At 35.0% G+C, this 23,411-nt stretch carries 17 protein-coding genes; 11 read left to right on the forward strand and 6 right to left on the reverse strand.

Going from position 1 to position 23,411, the window contains the following annotated elements:
* The first annotated feature begins 37 nt into the window (after positions 1 to 37).
* The 10 genes from OGZ34_RS11405 (at position 38) to OGZ34_RS11450 (ending at position 16,202) form a co-directional block, all read left to right on the forward strand.
* Complete coding sequence (locus OGZ34_RS11405; RefSeq protein WP_263363111.1) at positions 38 to 568, forward strand: GNAT family N-acetyltransferase; 531 nt, start codon at positions 38 to 40, stop codon at positions 566 to 568.
* Between the two features lie 112 nt (positions 569 to 680).
* Positions 681 to 1,025 (forward strand): SH3 domain-containing protein, encoded by a 345-nt coding sequence (locus tag OGZ34_RS11410; RefSeq protein ID WP_263363112.1) that lies wholly within the window; start codon positions 681 to 683, stop codon positions 1,023 to 1,025.
* A 71-nt stretch (positions 1,026 to 1,096) separates the two neighbouring features.
* Positions 1,097 to 1,546: a hypothetical protein gene (locus tag OGZ34_RS11415; protein WP_263363113.1), complete on the forward strand. Its 450-nt coding sequence runs from the start codon at positions 1,097 to 1,099 to the stop codon at positions 1,544 to 1,546.
* Between the two features lie 958 nt (positions 1,547 to 2,504).
* Positions 2,505 to 4,181 (forward strand): asparagine synthase B, encoded by a 1,677-nt coding sequence (asnB, locus tag OGZ34_RS11420; RefSeq protein WP_263363114.1) that lies wholly within the window; start codon positions 2,505 to 2,507, stop codon positions 4,179 to 4,181.
* Positions 4,182 to 4,494: 313 nt separating this feature from the next.
* Complete coding sequence (gene asnB / locus OGZ34_RS11425; protein WP_263363115.1) at positions 4,495 to 6,111, forward strand: asparagine synthase B; 1,617 nt, start codon at positions 4,495 to 4,497, stop codon at positions 6,109 to 6,111.
* A gap of 170 nt (positions 6,112 to 6,281) precedes the next feature.
* A complete protein-coding gene (locus tag OGZ34_RS11430) occupies positions 6,282 to 9,017 on the forward strand; it encodes a M16 family metallopeptidase (protein ID WP_263363116.1) in 2,736 nt (911 codons plus the stop codon).
* Between the two features lie 293 nt (positions 9,018 to 9,310).
* Positions 9,311 to 11,251 (forward strand): DNA topoisomerase (ATP-hydrolyzing) subunit B, encoded by a 1,941-nt coding sequence (gene gyrB, locus OGZ34_RS11435; RefSeq protein WP_173966966.1) that lies wholly within the window; start codon positions 9,311 to 9,313, stop codon positions 11,249 to 11,251.
* Between the two features lie 113 nt (positions 11,252 to 11,364).
* Positions 11,365 to 12,300, forward strand: a complete 936-nt coding sequence (mdh, locus tag OGZ34_RS11440; RefSeq protein WP_017495355.1) for a malate dehydrogenase — start codon at positions 11,365 to 11,367, stop codon at positions 12,298 to 12,300.
* A 227-nt stretch (positions 12,301 to 12,527) separates the two neighbouring features.
* Positions 12,528 to 15,503, forward strand: coding sequence for a protein translocase subunit SecDF (gene secDF, locus OGZ34_RS11445; RefSeq protein WP_263363117.1), 2,976 nt, complete (start codon positions 12,528 to 12,530; stop codon positions 15,501 to 15,503).
* A gap of 84 nt (positions 15,504 to 15,587) precedes the next feature.
* Positions 15,588 to 16,202 carry an acyloxyacyl hydrolase gene (locus OGZ34_RS11450; protein WP_263363118.1) on the forward strand — a complete coding sequence of 205 codons (615 nt, stop codon included), beginning with the start codon at positions 15,588 to 15,590 and terminating at the stop codon, positions 16,200 to 16,202.
* A gap of 381 nt (positions 16,203 to 16,583) precedes the next feature.
* Here the strand turns inward: OGZ34_RS11450 and lgt are convergent, their stop codons facing one another.
* The 6 genes from lgt to OGZ34_RS11480 form a co-directional block, all read right to left on the reverse strand.
* Positions 16,584 to 17,516, reverse strand: a complete 933-nt coding sequence (gene lgt, locus OGZ34_RS11455; protein WP_173966963.1) for a prolipoprotein diacylglyceryl transferase — start codon at positions 17,514 to 17,516, stop codon at positions 16,584 to 16,586.
* A 67-nt stretch (positions 17,517 to 17,583) separates the two neighbouring features.
* Positions 17,584 to 17,823 (reverse strand): membrane protein insertion efficiency factor YidD, encoded by a 240-nt coding sequence (gene yidD, locus OGZ34_RS11460; protein WP_070906973.1) that lies wholly within the window; start codon positions 17,821 to 17,823, stop codon positions 17,584 to 17,586.
* Positions 17,824 to 17,845: 22 nt separating this feature from the next.
* The gene (cysS, locus tag OGZ34_RS11465; protein WP_173966962.1) at positions 17,846 to 19,324 is read right to left on the reverse strand and encodes a cysteine--tRNA ligase; all 1,479 of its coding nucleotides are present in this window, start codon (positions 19,322 to 19,324) and stop codon (positions 17,846 to 17,848) included.
* Between the two features lie 84 nt (positions 19,325 to 19,408).
* Entirely contained in the window at positions 19,409 to 19,765 is a 357-nt protein-coding gene (locus OGZ34_RS11470) for a four helix bundle protein (RefSeq protein ID WP_263363119.1), read from the reverse strand.
* A 98-nt stretch (positions 19,766 to 19,863) separates the two neighbouring features.
* Positions 19,864 to 20,535, reverse strand: a complete 672-nt coding sequence (gene folE, locus OGZ34_RS11475; RefSeq protein WP_173966960.1) for a GTP cyclohydrolase I FolE — start codon at positions 20,533 to 20,535, stop codon at positions 19,864 to 19,866.
* 202 nt (positions 20,536 to 20,737) lie between these two features.
* Positions 20,738 to 21,934, reverse strand: a complete 1,197-nt coding sequence (locus tag OGZ34_RS11480) for a pyridoxal phosphate-dependent aminotransferase (RefSeq protein ID WP_263360254.1) — start codon at positions 21,932 to 21,934, stop codon at positions 20,738 to 20,740.
* Between the two features lie 122 nt (positions 21,935 to 22,056).
* Between OGZ34_RS11480 and OGZ34_RS11485 the strand changes: the two genes are divergently transcribed.
* Positions 22,057 to 23,382, forward strand: coding sequence for a PDZ domain-containing protein (locus OGZ34_RS11485; protein WP_173966958.1), 1,326 nt, complete (start codon positions 22,057 to 22,059; stop codon positions 23,380 to 23,382).
* Positions 23,383 to 23,411 lie beyond the last annotated feature (29 nt).

The raw sequence follows: 23,411 nt of genomic DNA on the forward strand, positions 1-23,411 counted from the left end.
TTTGCGGTTAAATAGACAGATAATTAAAATAATTAAGATGAAAATTAAACTCAGACAAGAAAATGAAAAGGACCACAAAAGTGTTTTTGACTTAATTGAAAAAGCTTTTGAAAAGGAAGAATATAGTGACCATAAAGAACAATTTTTGGTTGAAAGATTAAGAAAATCAGACGCTTTTATTCCTGAACTGTCTATTGTTGCCGAAGTAGAGAATGAAATTGTAGGGCATATTTTATTGACAAAGTTAGAAATCAAAAACGATACGGAAACTTTTGAATCTTTGGCATTGGCGCCGGTTTCTGTGCTACCTGAATTTCAGGGAAAAGGAATTGGTTCAAAACTTATATTACATAGTCATAAAGTAGCGAAAGAGTTGGGTTACAAATCGGTTATATTATTAGGACATCAGGACTATTATCCGAGATTTGGTTATGAACTTTGTGAAAGATACAATATCGAGATGCCTTTTGAGGTTCCTGCAGAGAATTGTATGGTGATTGCTTTAATCGAAAATGGATTATCAGGAGTAAGTGGAAAAGTCATTTATCCGACTGCTTTTTTTGAGTAATAATTAGGAGTCTTTTCTTTCAACTGTTTTTAGAATCTTTATAGTTTAGTGACAAAAGAGGATTTTGAAAACGAAAGAATTGGCAGCTCATTTCATAAAAAGACAATAAACGATGAAAGTATTTAAAATTCTTGAAGCATATAAGATACAATATGAAAATCCTATTACTCTCAATATAGGCGAGACTGTAAAATTGGGAGAAGAGGAGACAGAAGAAAAGTGGAAAGGATGGATTTGGGCCGAAAATGAGAGCAACAAAGGCTGGGTACCGGTTCAGATACTTGAAATTTCTAAGGATAAAAAAAAGGCAAAAGTTTTAGAATATTACACTGCTAAAGAACTGAATGTCGATAAGGATGATGAAATTCTAAAAATTAAAAGCTTAAACGGTTGGACATGGGTGAGAAAAATTCTGACTAATGAAGAAGGATGGATTCCCGATGAAATAATAGGTTAAAATATAAAAAGAAGACTTTTTTATTTAAAATCTATGCACCTCTGTATCTTTGCACCTCAGTACCTAAAAAAATGACTTTTAAACAAAAAATACACTCGCATTACCTGCAAATGGTTCAGGATCGAATAGATGTTTTTAGAGACATGATTTCGGCTTTGACCGAAGATTCTAAAAACGATGCCAAAGGTTCTGCTGGAGACAAACATGAAACTGCTTTGTCTATGATGCATATCGAACAGGAAAAACTCACCAATAAACTGAAAGAAGCTATTGCCCAAAAAGCGATTTTAGATAAAATTGATGCCTTAAAAACTACTGAAAATATCATTTCGGGAAGTTTGGTGAAAGCCAACGGAATTTATTTATATGTAAGTGTAGCACTTCCTAAAATCAATGTTGACGGTGTAAATGTTATTGCGCTTTCTCCGCAATCTCCTTTAGGGGCCCATTTAATGGGAAATAAAGTGGGATTTACTTTTGAAATTAACGGGACCAAATATTTAATTCAGGAAATTAATTAAATGGATTATCTGTATTTAATATGCAGCGTCTCTTTGTTTGGGGCTGCTTTTGCTTTTTATAAACTACACAAACTTTGGTTAAAGAATGTTACTGAAAAAAATGATCAGTATAAATTTCAAATTAATTTTCAGTCTTTCAAAAATTGGCTTTACGTAGTGATGTTGATACTAGGAGGAATAGTTTATTTTTTCAGAGCCTTACCTTAATATTTCTTTTTTAAACTTTTTTAAATCTAAATGTGTCGTTCCTCTGGAACTTTGCTTTGATGATTGTTTTTTTCAACGGATTAAAATCCGTTGCTATAAAAATATCGAGCCGAAGGCTCTTGTAAATCGCTCTTTTGAAACTTTGTTTAGGTTATTTTTTTTGGGATAAAAATCTGTTGTTAGAATATATGTCTAGCCAAAGACTCTTATGCGTCACTCTTTCGAAACCTTGTTTAGGTTATTTTTTTTACGGATTAGAATCCGTCACTAGAATATTTGTTTAACGAATGGTTCTAGTGTATCACTCTTTTTGAACTTTGTTTACGGGATTGTTTTTTCAGCAGATTAAAATTCTCTGTTGGGATATTAGGTAGAGTTTAAGGTTTTTATGCAAAAGTTTAGAAGGAACGCTTTATTTTGTAACGACGGATTTCAATCCGTCGAAAAGGTATAAACACGAGTCATAAGTTCCGTAGGAACGACCCATATAAAATCTGTCAATGATTCTGAGATATCGTGAAGTTTAACTTATAGATCGTTCTTTGGATTTGCGTTTTTTGCTTTTATTAAACCTGAAATTGAAATTTTTAAGTTTGAGGCTTTTTTAAATACTTAAATTTTATGTTTTATATGTAAAAACTGTTTTTTAGTTTTAAATTGTAATTAAAATAGCGATATGTGTTTTTCAATTATAACTGATATTGCATCTTTGCTTTATCAAAATGAAGTCTAAAAATAAAAATATAGCGTTATGTGTGGAATTGTATGTGCCTTTGATCTAAAGCAAAAAGCCGAAACTTTAAGACCTCAAGTATTAGAGATGTCTAAAATTATCCGTCACCGTGGACCGGATTGGAGCGGAATTTATAGCAATGATAAAGCAATTTTATCGCACGAGCGTCTGGCAATTGTAGATCCGGCTTCAGGAAAACAACCTTTATTTACCGAAGATAAAAAATTGGTTTTGGCTGCAAACGGCGAAATTTACAACCACAGAGAATTGCGTAAACAGTTTCAGGGAAAGTACAACTTTCAGACAGAAAGTGATTGCGAAGTAATCTTAGCACTTTACAAAGAAAAAGGACCTCATTTTGTAGATGAAATGAACGGAATTTTTGGATTTGCAATCTATGATGTTGACAAAGACGAGTACTTCATTGCTCGTGACCACATGGGAATTATTCCATTATATATTGGTTGGGACCAGCATGGAACTTTTTATGTTGCTTCTGAATTAAAAGCTTTAGAAGGGTATTGTACAAAAATCCAATTGTTTCCTCCTGGACATTATATGACAAGTAAAGACGGTGAATTTGTGCAGTGGTACAAAAGAGATTGGACAGATTATGAGGCAGTAAAAGATAATGAAACAAGTATTCCTGAAATTAAAAAAGCACTTGAAGCAGCAGTTCACAGACAATTAATGAGTGATGTTCCTTATGGCGTTTTACTTTCCGGAGGTTTAGATTCTTCTATCACGTCGGCAGTAGCTAAAAAATTTGCACAAAAACGTATTGAGTCAGATGATACTACAGATGCCTGGTATCCGCAGTTGCACTCTTTTTCAGTAGGATTGGAAGGTTCCCCTGATTTAGCGGCTGCACAGGTGGTAGCAAAACATATTGGAACCATTCACCACGAAATTAAATTTACTATCCAGGAAGGATTAGATGCCGTCCGTGATGTTATTTACAACTTAGAAACCTACGATGTAACGACCGTTAGAGCATCGACTCCAATGTGGTTGATGGCGAGAGTCATCAAATCAATGGGGATTAAAATGGTATTGTCAGGTGAGGGAGCAGATGAGTTGTTTGGAGGGTATTTGTACTTTCATAAAGCACCAAATGCGAGAGAATTTCACGAAGAAAACGTTCGTAAATTAGGGAAACTGCACATGTACGATTGTTTACGTGCCAATAAAAGTTTAGCAGCTTGGGGAATTGAAGGACGTGTTCCGTTCCTGGATAAAGAATTTATGGATGTAGCAATGAGAATCAACCCGCAGGATAAAATGATAAACAAAGAACATTCAATGGAAAAATGGGTGGTTCGTAAAGCATTTGAAGACATGTTGCCTGAAAGTGTTGCCTGGAGACAAAAAGAGCAATTTTCGGATGGTGTTGGATACAGCTGGATTGATACTTTGAAAGAAGTGGTAGCCAAAGAAGTTTCGGATGAACAATTGGCAAATGCAAAGTATAAATTCCCGTTACAAACGCCAACTTCTAAGGAAGAGTATTATTATCGTTCGATTTTTGCGGAACATTTTCCAAGTGATGCGGCTGCATTATGTGTGCCACAGGAAGCCAGTGTGGCTTGCAGTACAAAAATAGCTTTAGAATGGGATGAAGCTTTCAAGAACATGAATGATCCATCAGGAAGAGCTGTGGCAAGTGTACACGATGATGCTTACGCTAAAGCATAAACAAGTATTTTTAGAATTAGTATATATATTTCCGAAAGACGTTCTCAGCACTGAGGACGTTTTTCTTGTCTTATATTGTTAAAAGGTATTGTTTCAATTAGTTAAAAGTTTTTTTTGGAAATAGTTTGACTTTCTTTTTTATATTTGGTATTCACTGAAATAAAATTAAAAGAACTAAATATTGTAGCTTAATAAGTACATAAAATTCAGAAATAATATTTAGCTTAGCTGAACATTAGAAAAACATAAGATATTTAATTAACCGATTTAATATCGGCAATATAGAAAGAATAATAAAAAAATATAGAACAGTATGTCTGGATTATTAGCTGTTATAGGTAAAGGAAAAGACCCGCAACTCGTAAAAGAGCTTTCTGCAAGAATGTCACATCGTGGTCCTGATGAAAGTGATTTACATATTATGGAAAATGGCAGTATTATGTGCCATGAAAGTTTGTCAATTATTGATTTAAAATCTGGAAAGCAACCTATTCAGGGAACTAACAAAGCCTGGATGGTGCATGATGGAGAAATCTATAACTATCAGGAACTAAAAGACACGGTTTTAAAAGAGCATAGCTTTAGAACAAAATCTGATTCAGAAGTCATCGTTCATTTGTACGAAGAATTTGGACACAAATTTTGTAATATGCTGGATGGCGACTTTGCTTTTGTGATTATTGACGGGGATAATTATATTGCAGCTAGAGATGCGGTTGGTGTAAAACCTTTGTATTATGGACTAGATGAGAGAGGAAGAATCTATTTTTCATCAGAAATGAAGTCAATTTCAGATCAGTGTAAATCCTTTTCAACTTTTCCTCCTGGACATTATTATACAGGTAAAACCGGTTTTGTAAAATATTACAATCCGGAATATGAAGACCATTCTAATGCCAGTCAAAAATTAGATTTAGATTTAATTCGGGAGACTTTAATTGAAGCAACCCGTAAACGCTTAATGAGCGAGGTTCCTGTTGGGGTATTACTTTCCGGTGGATTAGATTCTTCATTAACATCGGCAATCGCTGCCCGTTTATTGAAAGAAAACAGCGAAAAATTGCATTCATTTTCGATCGGATTGGATGCTGACGCACCAGATAACAAAGCGGCGAGAGCAGCAGCGGAGTTTTTAGGTACGGAACACCATGAAATACATTTTACAGTAGAAGAAGGAGTTGAAATTTTGGAAAAAGTAATTTACCATATTGAGACTTACGATATTATTTCGGTAAGATCCGGAGTACCAATGTATTTGCTGTCAAAGGCAATTGCGGATAAGGGAATTAAAGTAATTCTTTCGGGTGAAGGAGCGGATGAAGTTTTTGGAGGTCATTTGTATTTTAGAAATGCACCATCCGCACAGGAATTTCAGGATGAAACAATCGAAAGAGTACAAAAAATGTTTACCGCTGATTTGTTACGTGCCGACAAAATACCAATGGCGCACGGATTAGAAGCGAGAATTCCGTTCCTGGACAAAGAGTTTTTAGAGGCTGCAATTCGAATTAAAACCGAAGAGAAACAGCCAAAAACATACGATGGAATTGAAAAATACATTCTAAGAAAAGCATTTGATACACCAGAGAACCCGTATTTACCGCAGGAAGTTTTATGGAGACAAAAAGAGCAGTTTTCGGATGGAGTAGGATATAACTGGGTCGATGAACTGATCGACTATTGTGCCGGACAGGTTTCTGACGAACAGTTGGCGGGAGCAAGTGCTGAATTCCCATATAATTCGCCAACAACCAAAGAGGCTTATCTTTACAGATCGATTTTTCATAAATTCTATCCACAGGTAAGTGCCGCGCATACCGTTAGAAAATGGATTCCAAGATGGCAGGAAAATCAAGATCCAAGTGGAAGAGCTAACGCAGCACACGTAAAAGCAGGTGTTGAAACTTCCAAAGCGGGAGTTACGGTCTAAAATTCGAAACTTGGAAATAAAACATAAAATCCGGAAAGACATGTCAAATGTACTTCCGGATTTTTTTTAAGATCTAAATTTCTAAAAACTAAGTTAATTACGACGCATCCTGTTTAGGAAAAATATTATATTTGGTTACCATTAAAAACTAACCTTATTTAAAATTACCTATGAGAAATTTATTGTTTAGTAGTATTTTATGCTGCTCATTTGCGTCGTTAAGTGCTGTTTATGCACAAAAAACCGATGTGCCAAAATATATCAAAAATGTTGAAGGAGTAAAAGAATATTCCTTGAATAACGGATTGAAAGTTCTTTTAATTCCGGATGCTTCACAAAGTAATATGGTGGTGAATATCGTTTACAATGTGGGGTCCAGAAACGAAGGTTACGGCGAGAAAGGGATGGCTCACTTATTAGAGCACATGCTTTTTAAAAGCACCAAGAATTTGGGAGACATTAAAAAAATGCTCTCTGAAAAAGGAGGATCTGCCAACGGGACTACCTGGTTAGATCGTACCAATTATTATGAAGTTTTCCCATCCAATGATGAAAATCTAAAGTGGAGTATTGAAATGGAAGCAGACCGAATGATCAATGCGACCATTTTACAAACAGATTTAGACAAAGAGTTTTCTGTTGTTAGAAACGAGTTTGAGATAGGAGAAAACAACCCTGACGGTGTTTTGCAAGAAAGGGTACTTTCTGCGGCTTATTTGTGGCATAATTACGGAAAAAGCACCATTGGAAGTAAGGAAGATATCGAGCGTGTAAAGGCAAAAACATTACGAGTTTTCTACGAAAAGTATTATCAACCGGACAATTCAACTTTAATAATTGCCGGAAAATTTGATGAGAAAAAGGCTTTGCAATACGTAGGGCAGTATTTTGGAGGTATTCCGAAACCTAAAAGAGTTTTGGATAAAACTTATACTATAGAACCGGCCCAGGACGGTGAAAAATATGTTGAGTTGAAAAGAGCGGGTGACAGTAAAAATATTGGAGCTTTATACCATACTGCGGCTTACGCAGATAAAGATTACGCTGCTATTGATGCTTTGGGTGAAATTTTAACGGCAGATCCATCAGGTTACCTATATAAAACGTTAGTTGAAACTCAAAAAGTATCCAGTATTTATTATTGGCAGCCAACTACCAGAGATGCCAGTTTTGTGTACTTTGGAGTAGCAGTTCCTAATGATAAAGATGTTGTAGCAACAAAAGAATTAGTGAGAGCCGAACTGGATAAAATAGGATCGACCAAATATACAGACGAAGATGTAAGCAGGGCTAAGGCTAAAATCATCAAACAAATTGAGAGTGTAAAAAATAACACCGTTTCCTTTGCTATTAATCTTACAGAAATTATTGGGGCAGGAGATTATAGACTAGGGTTTTTGTACAGGGATGCAATCGAAAATCTAACGAAAGAAGATATACAAAGAGTTGCCGAGAAATATTTTAGAAGCAATAACAGAACTGTTGGAGTATTTATTCCTTCAAAAGACGAGCAAAGAGTTAGGCCGGCAGAATATACAGACGAACAATTGTTGGCCTTTACTAAGGATTATAAAGGAAAAGCACTTGAAAAAGAAGCGGCTCCATTTGAAGCTTCGATCAAGAATTTAAAGCAAAATTTTGCAGAAGGAAAACTTGGTAATGGCGCAAAATATGGCTTGATTAAAAAAGAAATTAAAGGAGGTAAAGTTCAGGCAAGTTTTAAATTTCCGGTAAGTAATGAAAAAGATTTGTCAGGAAAATCAGATGTTGGGGCTATTTTGGCTCAATTGTTAAAAACGGGTACAAGTACCAGAACAAAAGAACAAATCAGTGATCGTTTGGATCAATTAAAATCAAGTTTGTATTTTAATTTTTCGGGGCAAACATTATCAGTAGATGTTAATACCTATAAAGAAAGTTTTAAAGAAGTGATGGACATTTTAGGAGATTTGCTGGTTAATGCTACTTTTCCGCAAAATGAGCTAACCAAAACGATTAGCGAATACAACACCTACTTAGAATCGAGTTTAAATGATCCTCGTTCTGTAGCATTCATAGAGCTTTCGAGACAAACGTCAAAATATCCTAAAGAAAGTATTTTTTATACGGCAACTGTTCAGGAGCAAATTGATGCTTATAAAAAGATAAAGCAAACAGAAATTGTTGATTTCTATAAAAATATTTTAGGAGGAAATAACGGAGTTGGAACTGTGGTAGGAGATTTAGAGGCTAAATCGACTGCTCAGATTTTAGAGAGCACTTTTGGAAAATGGAATTCCAAATCGAAATATGAAAGAGCATTGCCTACTTATTTCGAAACTCAGAAAGCGGATAAAGATTACATTACCCCGGATAAGGAAAATGCCGTTGCTGTAGGAAAAATTAGTTTTAAAATGAATCAGAAAGATGCTGAATACCCTGCATTTGTGATGGCAAATGAAATTTTAGGAAGTGGAGGATTTTTGAGTGCCAGAATACCAATGCGATTGAGAGAAAAAGAAGGAATCAGTTATGGAGCGGGATCATTTGTAAATGTACCAATTACAAATGATGTTGCATATTGGGCTTATTATGCGTTTTTAAATCCAACGAAAAAAAATGCAGTTGAGGTTGCTGCAAAAGAGGAAATTGCTAAAGCGTTAAAAGATGGTTTTACAGCCGAAGAATTAAAATCAAACCTGGTTAGCTGGTTAAATGAAAGAAAAACCAGATTAGGCGATGATGGGACTTTAATGACTTTGACTAATACTTATTTGCAATACGGAATTCCTTTGGAAGATTACGATACTCTTGAAAGTAAAGTAAAAGCATTAAAAGTGGAAGAGGTAAATGCTGTTGTGAAAAAGTATTTGAGCTTAGATAAAATGACTTCCATTTATGCAGGAGATTTTAATAAAAAACAATAAAGCTCAGAAAATCTAATGTAAAAATTTCAAATTCCAATTTATGGAGTTTTAAATTCATAAAAACCGAAATGCATTTTATAATGTTATTTCGGTTTTTTTATACGGTTTTAAAAATAGAGTTTTTGTAATTTAAGAAAATTGGAATTTAAGCCTGCCTTTAGGTCTATTTTTCGGTTTTTAAGACAATTGTGTTAATAACTTACCCTCTTTAAATGGTAATTTAACGGATATATAATTTGCGTTTTTATATATTTGCGTGTTAGACAATAAATACATTTTTTAGAATAAATTATATGAGCGAAGAAATCAAGAAGAACAATTATTCAGCAGATAGTATTCAGGCATTAGAAGGAATGGAGCACGTAAGAATGCGTCCATCGATGTATATTGGAGATGTGGGGGTTCGAGGGCTACATCATTTGGTTTATGAGGTTGTTGATAACTCTATTGATGAGGCGATGGGAGGACATTGTGATACCATTGGTGTTGCAATAAACGAAGACGGATCAGTAACAGTTGAAGATAACGGTCGTGGTATTCCAGTTGATTTACATAAAAAAGAAGGTGTTTCGGCACTTGAGGTAGTAATGACTAAAATTGGTGCCGGTGGTAAATTTGATAAAGATTCTTACAAAGTTTCCGGAGGTTTGCACGGGGTTGGGGTTTCGGTTGTAAATGCCCTTTCCGTTCATATGAAGTCTACCGTTTTTAGAGAAGGAAAAATCTACGAACAAGAATATGAAAGAGGAAAATCATTATATCCGGTAAAACAAATCGGAGAAACAGATAAAAGGGGTACACGTCAGACATTTTACCCTGATAACACCATCTTTACTCAAACTACAGAGTTCTCTTATGACACTTTATCCGCTCGTATGCGTGAGCTTTCTTTCTTAAACAAAGGAATCACAATTACCTTTACGGACAAAAGAGAAGTAGATGAAAAAGGAGAGTTTAAAAGCGAAGTATTCCATTCAGACGAAGGTCTTAAAGAATACATTCGTTATTTAGATGGTAACCGTGAGCCAATTATTTCTCACGTAATCAGCATGGATCACGAAAAAGGTGAAATTCCGGTTGAGGTTGCTTTGATTTACAATACAAGTTATACAGAGAATATTTTCTCTTACGTAAATAATATTAATACACACGAAGGAGGAACGCATTTACAAGGTTTTAGAAGTGGTTTAACAAGAACCCTGAAAAAATATGCAGATGCATCCGGAATGTTGGATAAATTGAAATTCGAAATTGCAGGAGATGACTTCCGTGAAGGATTAACGGCTATTATTTCGGTAAAAGTTGCAGAGCCTCAATTCGAAGGTCAGACCAAAACAAAATTAGGAAACAGAGAAGTAGTTTCTCCGGTTTCTCAGGCTGTTGGTGAAATGTTGGAAAACTATTTGGAAGAAAATCCAAATGATGCCCGAATCATTATCCAGAAAGTAATTTTAGCTGCTCAGGCACGTCACGCTGCTAAAAAAGCCCGTGAAATGGTACAGCGTAAAACTGTTATGGGTGGCGGTGGATTACCGGGAAAATTATCAGATTGTTCTGAGCAGGATCCTGCAAGATGTGAGGTTTACTTAGTCGAGGGAGATTCGGCAGGTGGAACTGCGAAACAAGGTCGTGATCGTAACTTTCAGGCGATTTTGCCATTACGTGGTAAGATTCTAAACGTTGAAAAAGCGATGCATCATAAAGTATTCGAAAATGAGGAGATTCGTAACATCTTTACCGCTTTAGGAGTTACCGTTGGTACAGCAGAAGATAGTAAAGCCTTAAATCTTGAAAAACTAAGATACCATAAAGTAATCATCATGTGTGATGCGGATGTCGATGGTAGTCACATTTCTACCTTAATATTAACATTCTTCTTCCGTTTCATGAAAGAGTTGATCGAAGAAGGTCACGTTTATATCGCTGCACCGCCTTTATACTTAGTTAAAAAAGGAAACAAAAAAGAATATGCATGGAATGATGTTCAACGCGATCAGGCCAATGAGAGAATGGGAGGAAGTGCTGCGATTCAGCGTTATAAAGGTCTTGGAGAGATGAACGCGGAACAATTGTGGGAAACAACAATGGATCCGAACTTCAGAACTTTACGTCAGGTAACCATTGATAGTCTGGCTGAAGCCGACAGAGTTTTCTCTATGTTGATGGGGGATGAAGTGCCGCCACGTAGAGAATTTATCGAGAAAAATGCAGTTTACGCTAATATCGATGCGTAATAAATTATAATCATCAATTCGTTTAATTGTTTAAATTTACTTAAATGATTAAACGAATTGTCGATTTATCAAATACACAAACAAATTAATTAATAACCGATAAAGTATAAAATATGAAAGTTACCATTGTAGGAGCAGGAAATGTTGGAGCTACATGTGCAGATGTTATTTCTTATAGAGGAATTGCGAGCGAAGTAGTGTTGTTGGATATTAAAGAAGGTTTTGCCGAAGGGAAAGCGTTGGATATTATGCAATGTGCCACAAATACAGGTTTTAATACCAAAGTATCTGGGGTGACCAATGATTATTCTAAAACTGCCGGAAGTGATGTAGTAGTTATTACATCTGGAATTCCAAGAAAACCAGGAATGACCCGTGAAGAATTAATAGGTATAAATGCAGGAATTGTAAAAACAGTTGCCGAAAACGTACTGAAGTATTCTCCGGACACTATAATAGTTGTGGTTTCTAACCCAATGGATACGATGACGTATTTGGCATTGAAATCGACAGGAGTACCAAAAAACAGAATTATTGGTATGGGTGGAGCGTTAGACAGTTCTCGTTTCAGAACTTATCTTTCATTAGCTTTAGATAAACCGGCAAACGATATCTCGGCAATGGTTATTGGAGGACATGGTGATACTACTATGATTCCATTAACCCGTCTGGCATCTTATAACGGAATTCCCGTAACTGAATTTCTTTCAGAAGAAGTATTGCAAAAAGTAGCTGCTGATACTATGGTGGGAGGAGCCACACTTACAGGTCTTTTGGGAACGTCAGCATGGTATGCACCTGGGGCTTCTGTAGCTTATCTGGTAGATAGTATTTTGAATGATCAGAAAAAAATGATCGCCTGCTCTGTTTTTGTTGAGGGAGAGTATGGGCAAAATGATATCTGTATAGGTGTGCCTTGTATAATTGGTAAAAACGGAGTGGAAGAAATATTAGACATTCAGTTAAATGATCATGAAAAAGCCTTATTTGCGAAAAGTGCAGATGCGGTGAGAAGCATGAATGACGCTTTAAAATCGATTTTAGTATAACGAATTTCGTAAAAAGAGGAAAAGGCTGCACTTTTGCAGTCTTTTTTTTGAGATTAATTAATAAATAAATTGGTTAATCTTTTCGTTAATTATATATTTGCTCGGGTTAAAAAAAATGTTGTAATTCGTGATCTTGATTTTTTAGTTCTTAAAAATCATATCAGGGCTTATTCTATGGGACTTTAAAACAAAAACAAACAATAAAAAATAATTAATTTTTAGTAATAATGCAGAATAAAGGACTTATTAAATTTTTCGCAATTCTATTTGCATTGGTAAGTATTTACCAACTCTCGTTCACTTTTGTGGCCAATAGTGTCAAAAGTGAAGCTAAAGCTTTTGCAGGAGATAATCCTGATAAAGAATTAAAATACTTAGATTCTATTGGAAAAGAAAAAGTGTTAAACCTTGGTTTTACTGATTTTACTTATAACGAAGTAAAAAACAAACAACTTAATAAAGGTCTTGACTTAGAAGGAGGAATCAACGTGATTCTTCAAATTTCTGTTAAAGACGTTTTGAAAGGATTAGCAAACAATTCTAAAAATCCGGTATTTAATAAATCATTAGCTGATGCAACTGCAAATTTAGAAGGAAACAAAACCTATTTAAATAAGTTCTTCGAAGCTTTTGAGGCTAACTCAAAAGGGACAACGAAATTAGCTTCACCTGATATTTTTGCAAACAGAAGTTTACAAGGAGAAGGTGGTGTAGATTTTCAAATGTCTGATGCGCAAGTACAAAAAGTAATTAAGAAAAAAGTAGATGAGTCTATCGAAAGTGCTTACAAAGTACTTAGAGAGCGTATCGACAAATTTGGTGTAACTCAGCCAAACATACAAAAATTAGGAGAAACAGGAAGAATCTTAGTAGAACTTCCAGGTGCTAAGGATGTAGATAGAATTAAAAAATTATTAGGAGGAAAAGCTCAATTAGAGTTTTGGGAGACTTTTAAAATTGAAGAAATCGGTAACTTTTTAGTAGCGACTAACGAAGCTCTGAAAAAGACTGAAATCAAAAAAACAGAGACTAAAGCTGTTGTTAAAGATTCATTAAATGCATTATTAACGGATAACGCTAAAGATTCAGTAGATACTAAAAAAGGAAACAACCCATTATTTGACAAAATGTTAGGTCAGGGTGGTGGACCAGTTTTAGGATACTTTGCTCCTAAAGATACAGCTACTGTAAACAATTATTTTAAAAGAGCTGACATCAGAATTTTATTGGGTGCTGACCAACACAATGCAAAATTTGTGTGGAGTAAACCTACTACTATTAAAGATGCAAAAGGAAAAGATATTGAAGCAGTTGAATTATATGCTTTAAAAGGAAACAGAGACAATGTTCCTGCAATGAGCGGTGGTGTTGTTACAGATGCAAAAGATACATTTGACCAATTAGGAAAACCAGCTGTTTCTATGCAAATGAACAGCCAGGGAGCTAAAGTTTGGGAAGAATTAACAGGAAGAGCATTCTCTCAAAAAGGATATATTGCTATTGTTTTGGATAATATTGTTTACTCTGCGCCAGGTGTTACAAGTGGACCAATTGCAGGAGGAAGATCTGAAATTACAGGTTCTTTTGATGTAGCTGAAACTAAAGATTTAGCTAACGTATTAAACGCAGGTAAATTACCAGCTTCTGCAGATATTATTCAGTCAACAGTTGTAGGACCATCTTTAGGTCAGGCTGCAATTGATGCAGGTACAATTTCTTCTGTATTAGGATTTTTATTAGTTTGTTTATGGATGGTGTTCTATTATGGTAAAGCAGGTTGGTATGCTAACCTTGCCTTATTATTGAACTTACTTTTCTTGTTTGGAATTATGGCAAGTTTTGGTTTTGTATTAACATTGCCAGGTATTGCAGGTATCGTATTAACATTAGGTACGGCGGTAGATGCGAACATCATTATATTTGAAAGAGCTAAAGAAGAATTACGTGAAGGAAAATCATTGTCAGAAGCAGTTGTAGCTTCTTACGGATGGCATGGAGCAATGCGTTCTATTATCGACGCAAACGTTACTCACGTTTTAACTGGTGCAATCTTATTCATTTTTGGTACAGGGCCAATTAAAGGTTTTGCTTTAACATTATTGATTGGTATCGTAACTTCATTGTTTACTTCAATCTTTATTGCTAGAATTTTTATTGACAGAAACATTGCAGGAAAAGGAGATTTAACATTCTCTACAAACATTACTAAAAACTGGTTTACAAACTTCCACTTTGACTTTATTAAGATTAAGAAATTTACTTACATCTTCTCTTCAATTGTAGTTGTAGTGAGTTTAGTTTCTATCTTCTTCGTAAACGGATTAGATGAAGGTGTTGATTTTGTTGGAGGAAGAACATTCCAAGTAAAATTTGAAAAACCAATTGATGCTACTGTAGTATCAGATGAATTATCTGCTTCTTTTGGTACTCCTGTTGAGGCTAAAATTTTAGGTGATGATGATCAGTTGAAAATCACAACTAAATATAAAATTAAAGAAGATGGTGTAGCTGTTGATGAAGAAGTGAATCAAATTTTATACAAGTCGTTAGCGAAATATTTCCCTAACACTTCTTATGAAAAATTCATCAACTCATTTGATGGTAAGAAAATTGGAGTTGTACAGCAATCTAAAGTTGGAGCTTCTATTTCTGAAGATATTAAAACAAACTCTTACTGGGCTGTATTAGGTGCAATGGCAGTTATTTTCTTATACTTAATGATCTCTTTCCGTAAATGGCAATATTCATTAGGTGCAATTGCAGCGGTAGCACACGACGTTATCTTTGTATTAGGAATCTACTCTTTATGTTATAAATTCATGCCTTTCCACATGGAAATGGATCAGCACTTTATTGCGGCTATCCTTACTGTAATTGGTTACTCTATGAATGATACTGTAATTGTATTTGATAGAATTAGAGAGTTCATCATCGGAAACCGTAAAGGAAGTTTTGAAGATATCGTAAATGCTTCTATTAATACTACATTATCAAGAACGTTGAATACGTCATTAATGATGATCATTGTATTGTTAACGATGTTTATCTTTGGTGGAGAATCTATCAGAGGGTTTATCTTTGCAATGTTGATTGGTATTGTGGTAGGAACTTATTCATCATTATTTATTGCTACACCAGTATTGGTTGATACAATTTCAAGTGATGATAAACACACAATCGAAGACAAACACAATCATGCATAATCAAGTGCTTTAGTTATAAAAAAAAGATCCAGTGAAAACTGGATCTTTTTTTTGTCTTATATTTAGGTCGGTAAAAAAGTATTTATGAGTAGAAAACTACTATTGGTTTTAATGATTTTTTTTAGTGTGTTCAATGTTTTAGGACAACGTAGAAATGATAAATTGGCTATTGGTGTCAATTACGGATTTGGCAGTGAATTTAATAACAGAAACTATACTTTTACTAATCAATTTTATAAAATAGAGTTGTACTACCAAGTCAAGAAAACAAAGTATTTTCAGTATGAAATTTTAGTCCAGCCGGAAGTTAATTTTGGAAGACATCAATTGATGAACTTTTACTTTGTAAAGCCGGACAGACCTGATTATCTTGAAAAGAGGGAAGAATATACGAAGTTGAAGGATGTGCATGAGTATGTATTGAATCTTGGTTTTTTGGTTAGGAAACCAATTGGAAAAGTTTTCTCTGTTTATGTTTTAGGAAGTATTGGGCCAATGATTACAGATACAGAAACAGAAAGAATGTCTAAAGGTTTTGCTTTTGCAGATGTTTTTGCGATGGGCTTTTCGGTTAAAATGGATCGCCTACAGCTGGATGCTCGCGGTAACATTCGGCACGTTTCAAATGGAGGGTTAAATAGTGAAAATGCGGGATATAATACCAGAAACATTGAATTAGGTATTTCGTATTTCCTGTAAATAAAAACGAATCTATGAAATTGGAATTTGCTCTGAAAGAGCTATGACAATAGTTGTAGTGCGTAGCACTATGAATGATGATGGCAATTATGAGTTACGCCCTGAAAGGGCAAAAGCCTGATGGCAAAGAAAAGCATCCAGCATATTTTGTATGAGATTCTCTAAGAATGTGAATGTTTTTTTGTTGAGATTTAGTTGCGAAAATTGCTTTTGCCCTTTCGGGGTAATTTTACATCTTAATCTAACTTATAGTGATTCGCACTATGCTTTTGCTTTTAGGATTTTCAGCCCTATTCTCTCTCAACGTTTGTTCCTGATTCAAAAAAAATGTCCGATAAATTGAATTATCGGACGCTTTTTTATAGTTTTTTATCGAATGGATTAAGACTCTGCTAAAGGATTTCTTTGCGCTCTAAAGATGAAGAAAAGGCCGATAATGATAAACGGGATACTTAGCCATTGTCCGGTAGAAAAAAGACCTAATTCGTTCTCAAATCCACCCTGGCTTTCCTTTACAAATTCGACAATAAAACGTACAGCAAATAAAAGAACCAGAAACAGTCCGAATAATAATCCTGATTTCAATCTGGCATTGGTTTTCCAATATAGAAAAAACAAAACAGCAAAAACAAATACATAAGAAATCGCTTCGTACAATTGTGTTGGGTGTTTTGCCGGAACCTGCGCCAGTAAGTCGGCAAATTTAGGATCAGTTGCAATAGCAGTGTAAGCTGCTTTTGGATCTGCTATTTGTGTTGCATTTACAGCTTCATTTTTACTGAACTGGTCGTGTAAAAAACGAATTCCGAAAGCAGAAGTAGTTTCATGTCCGATAATTTCAGAATTAAAAAAGTTTCCTAAACGAACAAAAATAGCACCGCTGGCAACCGGAATCACCACGCGATCCAGGATCCATAGTAAAGGGCGTTTCAGGATCATTTTGCTGTAATAATACATGGCAACGATGATGGCAATAGCTGCACCATGGCTTGCTAATCCCTGAAAACCGGTAAATTCAAATTTAGGCTCGAATCTAACAGGTAAGAATATCTCAAGTAAATGATTTCTGAAATATTCCCAATCGTAAAATAAAACATGTCCTAAACGGGCACCTATTAACGTAGCTAAAACAGTCCAGACAAATAAAGAATCTAATTTGTCGATAGATTCGTTTTCGCGTTCGAAGATCTTTTTCATTAAAAACCATCCTAGTCCGAAAGCAATTACGAACATTAAACTGTAATAACGAATCATAAAAAATCCTAGATCGATTCCTTCTGAAGGATTCCAAACGATATTTAAGGGCTGTGTCATGTGCTGGTGTGTTTTTTTGTATTTTGTAAAAATAGATATTTAAAGTAGTGTTGCTCTTTATAAAAAGTTAATGTTTATGTGAACATTTCTTCTCAGGAACGGGGTCGTAACCGGTTCTTCCCCAAGGGTGACAGCTTAAGATTCTTTTCATACCCAGGTATCCTCCATAAAACAAACCGTGCGTTTGCAGGGCCTGAATCATATAGGTGGAACAGGTTGGTTCAAATCTGCAACTCGCTGGAGTAAAAGGCGATATTGCAGATTGATAAAAGCGGACTAATAAAACAAATGGAGTGATTACTTTCATGATTTATTAGAAAATGAGTGATTTATATAGAAAAGCTGGTTCCTTCTTTTCCGTCTTTCAACTGAATTCCCAGGCCAATCAATTGATCGCGAATCTGATCTGAAAGGGCAAAGTTTTTATCAGCTCTGGCCTGATTTCTCATGGCAATAAGCATGTTTACAGTTCCTTCCAGTTTGTCGGTATTTCCGTCAGCAGCTTTGTCGTTAGCCAAACCTAAAACATCAAAAACAAAAGCATTAATTGCAGTTGTGAAGGTGTTTAAATCTTCTGCTGAGATGGTTTCTTTACCTTCTTTTAGTAGATTGATGTAACGAACTGCTTCAAACAATTGCGCAATCAGAATTGGCGTATTGAAATCATCATTCATAGCATCGTAGCACAATTGTTTCCATGCTGCAATGTCTATAGTGCTTGTTGTACCTGCTAAAATTGCAGGTAAAGCATCTACAGCTTCCATTAATCTTTTATATCCTTTTTCGGCAGCTACAATAGCATCGTCAGAAAAATCCAGAATGCTTCGGTAATGTGCCTGTAACATGAAAAAACGGGTTACAGATGCTGAAAAAGCTTTGCTAAGAATGTTGTTGTCTCCGCTTAAAATTTCTCCCGGTAAAATGTTGTTTCCGGTCGATTTTGCCATTTTCTTTCCGTTTAAAGTCAGCATATTGGCATGCATCCAGTAGTTTACCGGAGACTGACCTGTGCACGCTTCGTTTTGTGCGATTTCACATTCGTGATGTGGGAACTTCAAGTCCATTCCACCTCCGTGAATGTCGAAATGATTTCCAAGATATTTGGTGCTCATGGCGGTACATTCTAAGTGCCAGCCCGGAAAACCATCACTCCATGGTGAAGGCCATCTCATAATGTGCTCCGGTTCTGCTTTTTTCCAAAGTGCAAAGTCCTGTGGGTTTCTTTTGTCAGATTGCCCGTCAAGATCACGGGTGTTTGCAAGCATATCTTCGATATTTCTACCGCTTAAGATTCCGTAATTATTGGTTTCGTTGTATTTCACAACGTCAAAATACACCGATCCGTTTGCTTCATAACCAATTCCGGTATCGATAATTTTTTTAATGATTTCGATTTGTTCAATAATGTGCCCGGTAGCGGTTGGCTCAATACTTGGCGGTAAGAAATTGAAAGATCTCAATATATTGTGAAAATCAACGGTATAGCGCTGAACAATTTCCATAGGTTCTAATTGCTCCAATCGTGCTTTCTTGGCAATCTTATCTTCACCTTCATCTACATCGTCTACAATATGCCCCACATCAGTAATGTTTCGCACATAACGTACTTTGTAATCAAGGTGTAAAAAATACCTGAATATCACGTCAAAAGACATGAAAGTTCTAACATTTCCTAAGTGTACATTGCTATAAACCGTAGGTCCGCAAACATACATTCCAACGTTTCCTTCATGTATAGGGTTGAAACTTTCTTTTTCACCCGAAAGTGAATTGTATATTTTTAGAGGTTGAGCTGTGTATAAAGGCATTTTTTTATCGTTTAATCGTTTATTTGTTTAACCGTTTATTTGTTTACTGTTGAATCGTGTAAACGTTCTGTAATTACTTAAGTTTTATTCTTTTGAAAGATAATACTTTTTTAAACTGTTTATCTGGTTGCAGATTTTTTCTCGGGTTTCGAAATATTCTGTCTCGGAAAGATAGTTTAAATCTCTGGAAATTATCAGATGATTTAAAGTTTCCATCGCTGACGAATAAGAAATAGTTAAAAAATGCGCTTTGTCTTTATTCGTATTTCGCGACGTTCCTTCTGCAATATTCGTTGCGATTGAGGACGAACTTCTTTTTATTTGTGAAGTGATTCCGAATAGTTCATTTGATGGGAATGTACTAGTCAATTTGTAAATGTCTAATATAAACATTCTTGCATTTTGCCAAACTTCTAATTTTTCAAAAGAAAACGTGTACATTCTTTTTTCTGTTTAATTGTTGATTTGTTTAACCAGTTAATCGAAAGTTTTACTCATGGAAAAATACAATTAAACAAATCAACGATTCACCGATTCAACTAGAATTGCGTATCCAGTTTAATATAATCCAAAAGTTCTCTTTTAGTTTGTGGATCTTTAAATCTACCACCAAATTCAGAAGTAACGGTACTACTTTCGATGTCTTTGATCCCTCTTGAATTTACACAAAGGTGTTTAGCGTCGATAACGCAGGCTACATCTTCGGTTCCAAGTGCTTTTTGTAATTCCTGAACAATTTGCATGGTTAAACGCTCCTGAACTTGAGGTCTTTTTGCATAATATTCTACGATACGGTTCATTTTTGACAAACCAATAACTCTTCCATTAGAAATATAGGCTACGTGTGCTCTTCCTATAATTGGCAATAAATGGTGCTCGCAGGTAGAATAAACCGTAATGTTTTTCTCCACCAACATTTCACCATATTTGTAATTGTTGTCAAAAGTAGAAGCTTTTGGCTGTCTTGAAGGATTAAGACCTCCAAAAATTTCTTTTACAAACATTTTGGCCACTCGGTTTGGAGTACCTTTGATACTGTCATCCGTCAAATCCATTCCCAGGGTTTGTAGAATGTTTTCAACATCTTTTTTTATTTTTTCTATTTTTTCGTCATCACTTAAGTCAAAAGCATCCGATCTTAAAGGATTTTTTGCGTTACTGCTAAAGTGATTGTCTCCTATTTCGTCTAAAAAATCTTCGTTATTTATCATTAAAAACTTACTATTAGTATGGGTATTTCTTTTTAAGGCGGTAAAGATAATTAATAAATGGTAAACCTTTTCTATGGTTTTTACTATTTAATTGCGGCTTTTGCTATAAAATTCAAATTGTAGAGAAAATGAGGTTGCTTTTAAACACAAAAGACAATAACACAGTTTGTTATTGTCTTTTGAAAGTTTTTGTTTCTTATGGTTATTTCTTGTTGTAAACTAAAAGAGCTTCTTTTAAAATGTTTACAGCAGTAATTAAATCTTTTTTATTTAAAACATAAGCAATTCTTACCTGATTTAATCCCATTCCCGGAGTGGAATAAAATCCAGCTGCAGGAGCAACCATAACCGTTTCTCCGTTAAGATCGTAACTTTCTAAAAGCCATTGTGCAAAATCTTCAGAGTTGTCTATAGGTAATTGTACGATACAATAAAATGCTCCCTTAGGTTTCGTCACAATGACGCCTTCAATTTTGTTTAATTCTGTGATCAAAGTATCACGACGTTCTTTGTATTCGGTAATTACCTCGTCAAAATAACTTTGCGGAGTATCTATTGCGGCTTCGCATGCAATTTGTTCAATTGTTGGCGGACTCAAACGTGCCTGAGCAAACTTCATTACGGTTGCCAGTACCTCTTTGTTTTTGGTTACCAGACATCCAATTCGGGCACCACACATACTGTAACGTTTAGAAACCGAATCGACCATAATTACATTTTGCTGAACCTCTTCGAGATTCATTACCGAAAAATGTTTATCGTCTCCATCGTACAAAAATTCGCGATACACTTCGTCAGCAATCAGGTATAAATCATGTTTTTTGATTAAGCCTGCCAGCTGTCTGATTTCTTCTTCGGAGTATAAATATCCCGTTGGATTTCCCGGGTTGCAAATTAATATGGCCTTTGTTTTTGGAGTAATTAATTGCTCGACCGTATCAATGCTTGGTAAAGCAAAGGCACTTTCGATAGTTGAAATTACGGGAATTACTGTTGCACTTGTTGACGATGCAAAAGCATGGTAATTAGCATAAAAAGGCTCAGGAATGATGATTTCATCTCCCGGATCTGTAATTGTGGCCAATGCAAACAGTAAGGCTTCTGATCCACCAGTTGTTACAATGATGTCTTCTGAGTTTACATTTACGTTTTGGCGCTGGTAAAATTGTGCTAATTTTTTTCTATAACTTTCATATCCGGCAGACGGACTGTATTCTATAAGAGTTAAATCAATATTTTTTACCGCCTCGATGGCCACCTCAGGTGTCTTGATATCCGGTTGACCAATGTTTAAATGATACACTTTCTTTCCTTTTTGTTTTGCAAGATCTGCATAAGGAGCGAGTTTACGTATCGGTGATTCGGGCATGTTTCTGCCTTTGTGTGAAATTGTTGGCATGAGTTTTCTTATTGAAGTGCAAATTTGCATTTTTTTTTCGAATTTAACGTAAACATTACGGGTACTTATTAATTTGTAGTAATTATCGATATTTTTAGTAATTTTATCTTAAAATTTTATCAATGAAAAAACATTTCATGTTGTTTTTTGGGCTTTTGACAGCTTTTGCACTTCAGGCACAAGAGGATTTCCTAATTGAAAACCACGCGTCAAAGGTTACCATACCTTTTAAATTAATTAATAATCTGGTTTTTATTCCTATAAAAGTCAACGGAGTAGAATTAAATTTCTTGTTGGATTCCGGTGTTGAAGAAACCATTTTATTTAGCATGGATGAAAAACAGGAAGTTAGTTTTAAAAATGTTCAGAAGATTAAATTGAGAGGCTTGGGAAGTGAAGAAGAGATAGAAGGTTTAAAATCGACCAATAATATATTGGAAAGCCATGGTTTGAAATCAAATAATCATTTGCTGTACGTGATTTTAGATCAAAGTTTTAATTTGTCATCGCATATTGGAATTCCGGTGAATGGTATTATTGGGTATAAATTCTTTAGGAATAATCTGGTTGAGATGAATTATCAAAAAAAGAAGATTATCGTTCATCAAAACAATGAAGAAATCCATAAGAGGCTTAATAAAAAATTTAAAGCCGTTCCTATTACTGTTGAAAGAGCTAAGCCGTATCTTTATACTACCGCTCTTGTAGACAGTGTTGTTGTGCCTGCAAAAATGTTAATTGATATTGGTAACAGTGATGCTTTTTGGATTTTTGAGAATAAAAAAATTAAGCTCCCTAAAAAGAACTTTCCTGATTTTTTAGGAAAAGGTTTTAGTGGTGATATAGAGGGGCATCGTGCTAAAATTGAGAAATTTTCTATTGATGAGTTTAATTTTAAAAATCCGATAGTGGCTTTTCCCGATTCAAGCTCGGTTCGAAATGTAAAAATGGTACCCGATCGTATAGGTTCTGTTGGTGGGGAAGTCTTAAAACGATTTACGTTGGTGATGGATTATGCAGGTAAAACGTTATATCTTAAAAAAAATAGTAAATTTTCGGACCCCTTTACTTACAATAAGAGCGGAATTACAGTGCAGCACAATGGACTTCAATGGGTTCAGGAAACGGTTCATCTGGAAACAGTAAAGGTTGTCAATTCGATAGAAGAAACAGGCTACACAAATAAAAAAAATGATGATTTTAGATATAAATTTTCACTAAAACCTGTTTATGAAATTGTAAACATTCGCAAGAACTCAGCCGCAGAACGTTGTGGATTGAAGATAGGAGATATTATTGTTCGTATTAATCACACGCTTCCTTATAAGTATAACTTACAGCAGATAAATTTACTCCTAAAGTCTGAAGAAGATGTGTGGATTGAATTAGAGGTAGAAAGAAACAGCTTGGTTTTAAAATTCAGATTTAAACTGGAGGATGAATTGTAAAAGGAGTTAAATTCTATTTTTTAAGACAA

The organism is Flavobacterium collinsii (assembly GCF_946903285.1).
Taxonomy (GTDB): domain Bacteria; phylum Bacteroidota; class Bacteroidia; order Flavobacteriales; family Flavobacteriaceae; genus Flavobacterium; species Flavobacterium collinsii.

What these genes read in the sequence shown, in the direction of transcription:
- OGZ34_RS11430 (WP_263363116.1), top strand. Translation starts at nt 6,282, where the DNA reads ATGAGAAATTTATTGTTTAGTAGTATTTTATGCTGCTCATTTGCGTCG.
- OGZ34_RS11485 (WP_173966958.1), top strand. Translation starts at nt 22,057, where the DNA reads ATGAAAAAACATTTCATGTTGTTTTTTGGGCTTTTGACAGCTTTTGCA.
- yidD (WP_070906973.1), bottom strand. Translation starts at nt 17,823, where the DNA reads ATGAAAGTAATCACTCCATTTGTTTTATTAGTCCGCTTTTATCAATCT.
- lgt (WP_173966963.1), bottom strand. Translation starts at nt 17,516, where the DNA reads ATGACACAGCCCTTAAATATCGTTTGGAATCCTTCAGAAGGAATCGAT.
- mdh (WP_017495355.1), top strand. Translation starts at nt 11,365, where the DNA reads ATGAAAGTTACCATTGTAGGAGCAGGAAATGTTGGAGCTACATGTGCA.
- OGZ34_RS11415 (WP_263363113.1), top strand. Translation starts at nt 1,097, where the DNA reads ATGACTTTTAAACAAAAAATACACTCGCATTACCTGCAAATGGTTCAG.
- OGZ34_RS11410 (WP_263363112.1), top strand. Translation starts at nt 681, where the DNA reads ATGAAAGTATTTAAAATTCTTGAAGCATATAAGATACAATATGAAAAT.
- OGZ34_RS11405 (WP_263363111.1), top strand. Translation starts at nt 38, where the DNA reads ATGAAAATTAAACTCAGACAAGAAAATGAAAAGGACCACAAAAGTGTT.
- folE (WP_173966960.1), bottom strand. Translation starts at nt 20,535, where the DNA reads ATGATAAATAACGAAGATTTTTTAGACGAAATAGGAGACAATCACTTT.
- cysS (WP_173966962.1), bottom strand. Translation starts at nt 19,324, where the DNA reads ATGCCTTTATACACAGCTCAACCTCTAAAAATATACAATTCACTTTCG.
- asnB (WP_263363114.1), top strand. Translation starts at nt 2,505, where the DNA reads ATGTGTGGAATTGTATGTGCCTTTGATCTAAAGCAAAAAGCCGAAACT.
- OGZ34_RS11470 (WP_263363119.1), bottom strand. Translation starts at nt 19,765, where the DNA reads ATGTACACGTTTTCTTTTGAAAAATTAGAAGTTTGGCAAAATGCAAGA.
- asnB (WP_263363115.1), top strand. Translation starts at nt 4,495, where the DNA reads ATGTCTGGATTATTAGCTGTTATAGGTAAAGGAAAAGACCCGCAACTC.
- secDF (WP_263363117.1), top strand. Translation starts at nt 12,528, where the DNA reads ATGCAGAATAAAGGACTTATTAAATTTTTCGCAATTCTATTTGCATTG.
- gyrB (WP_173966966.1), top strand. Translation starts at nt 9,311, where the DNA reads ATGAGCGAAGAAATCAAGAAGAACAATTATTCAGCAGATAGTATTCAG.
- OGZ34_RS11450 (WP_263363118.1), top strand. Translation starts at nt 15,588, where the DNA reads ATGAGTAGAAAACTACTATTGGTTTTAATGATTTTTTTTAGTGTGTTC.
- OGZ34_RS11480 (WP_263360254.1), bottom strand. Translation starts at nt 21,934, where the DNA reads ATGCCAACAATTTCACACAAAGGCAGAAACATGCCCGAATCACCGATA.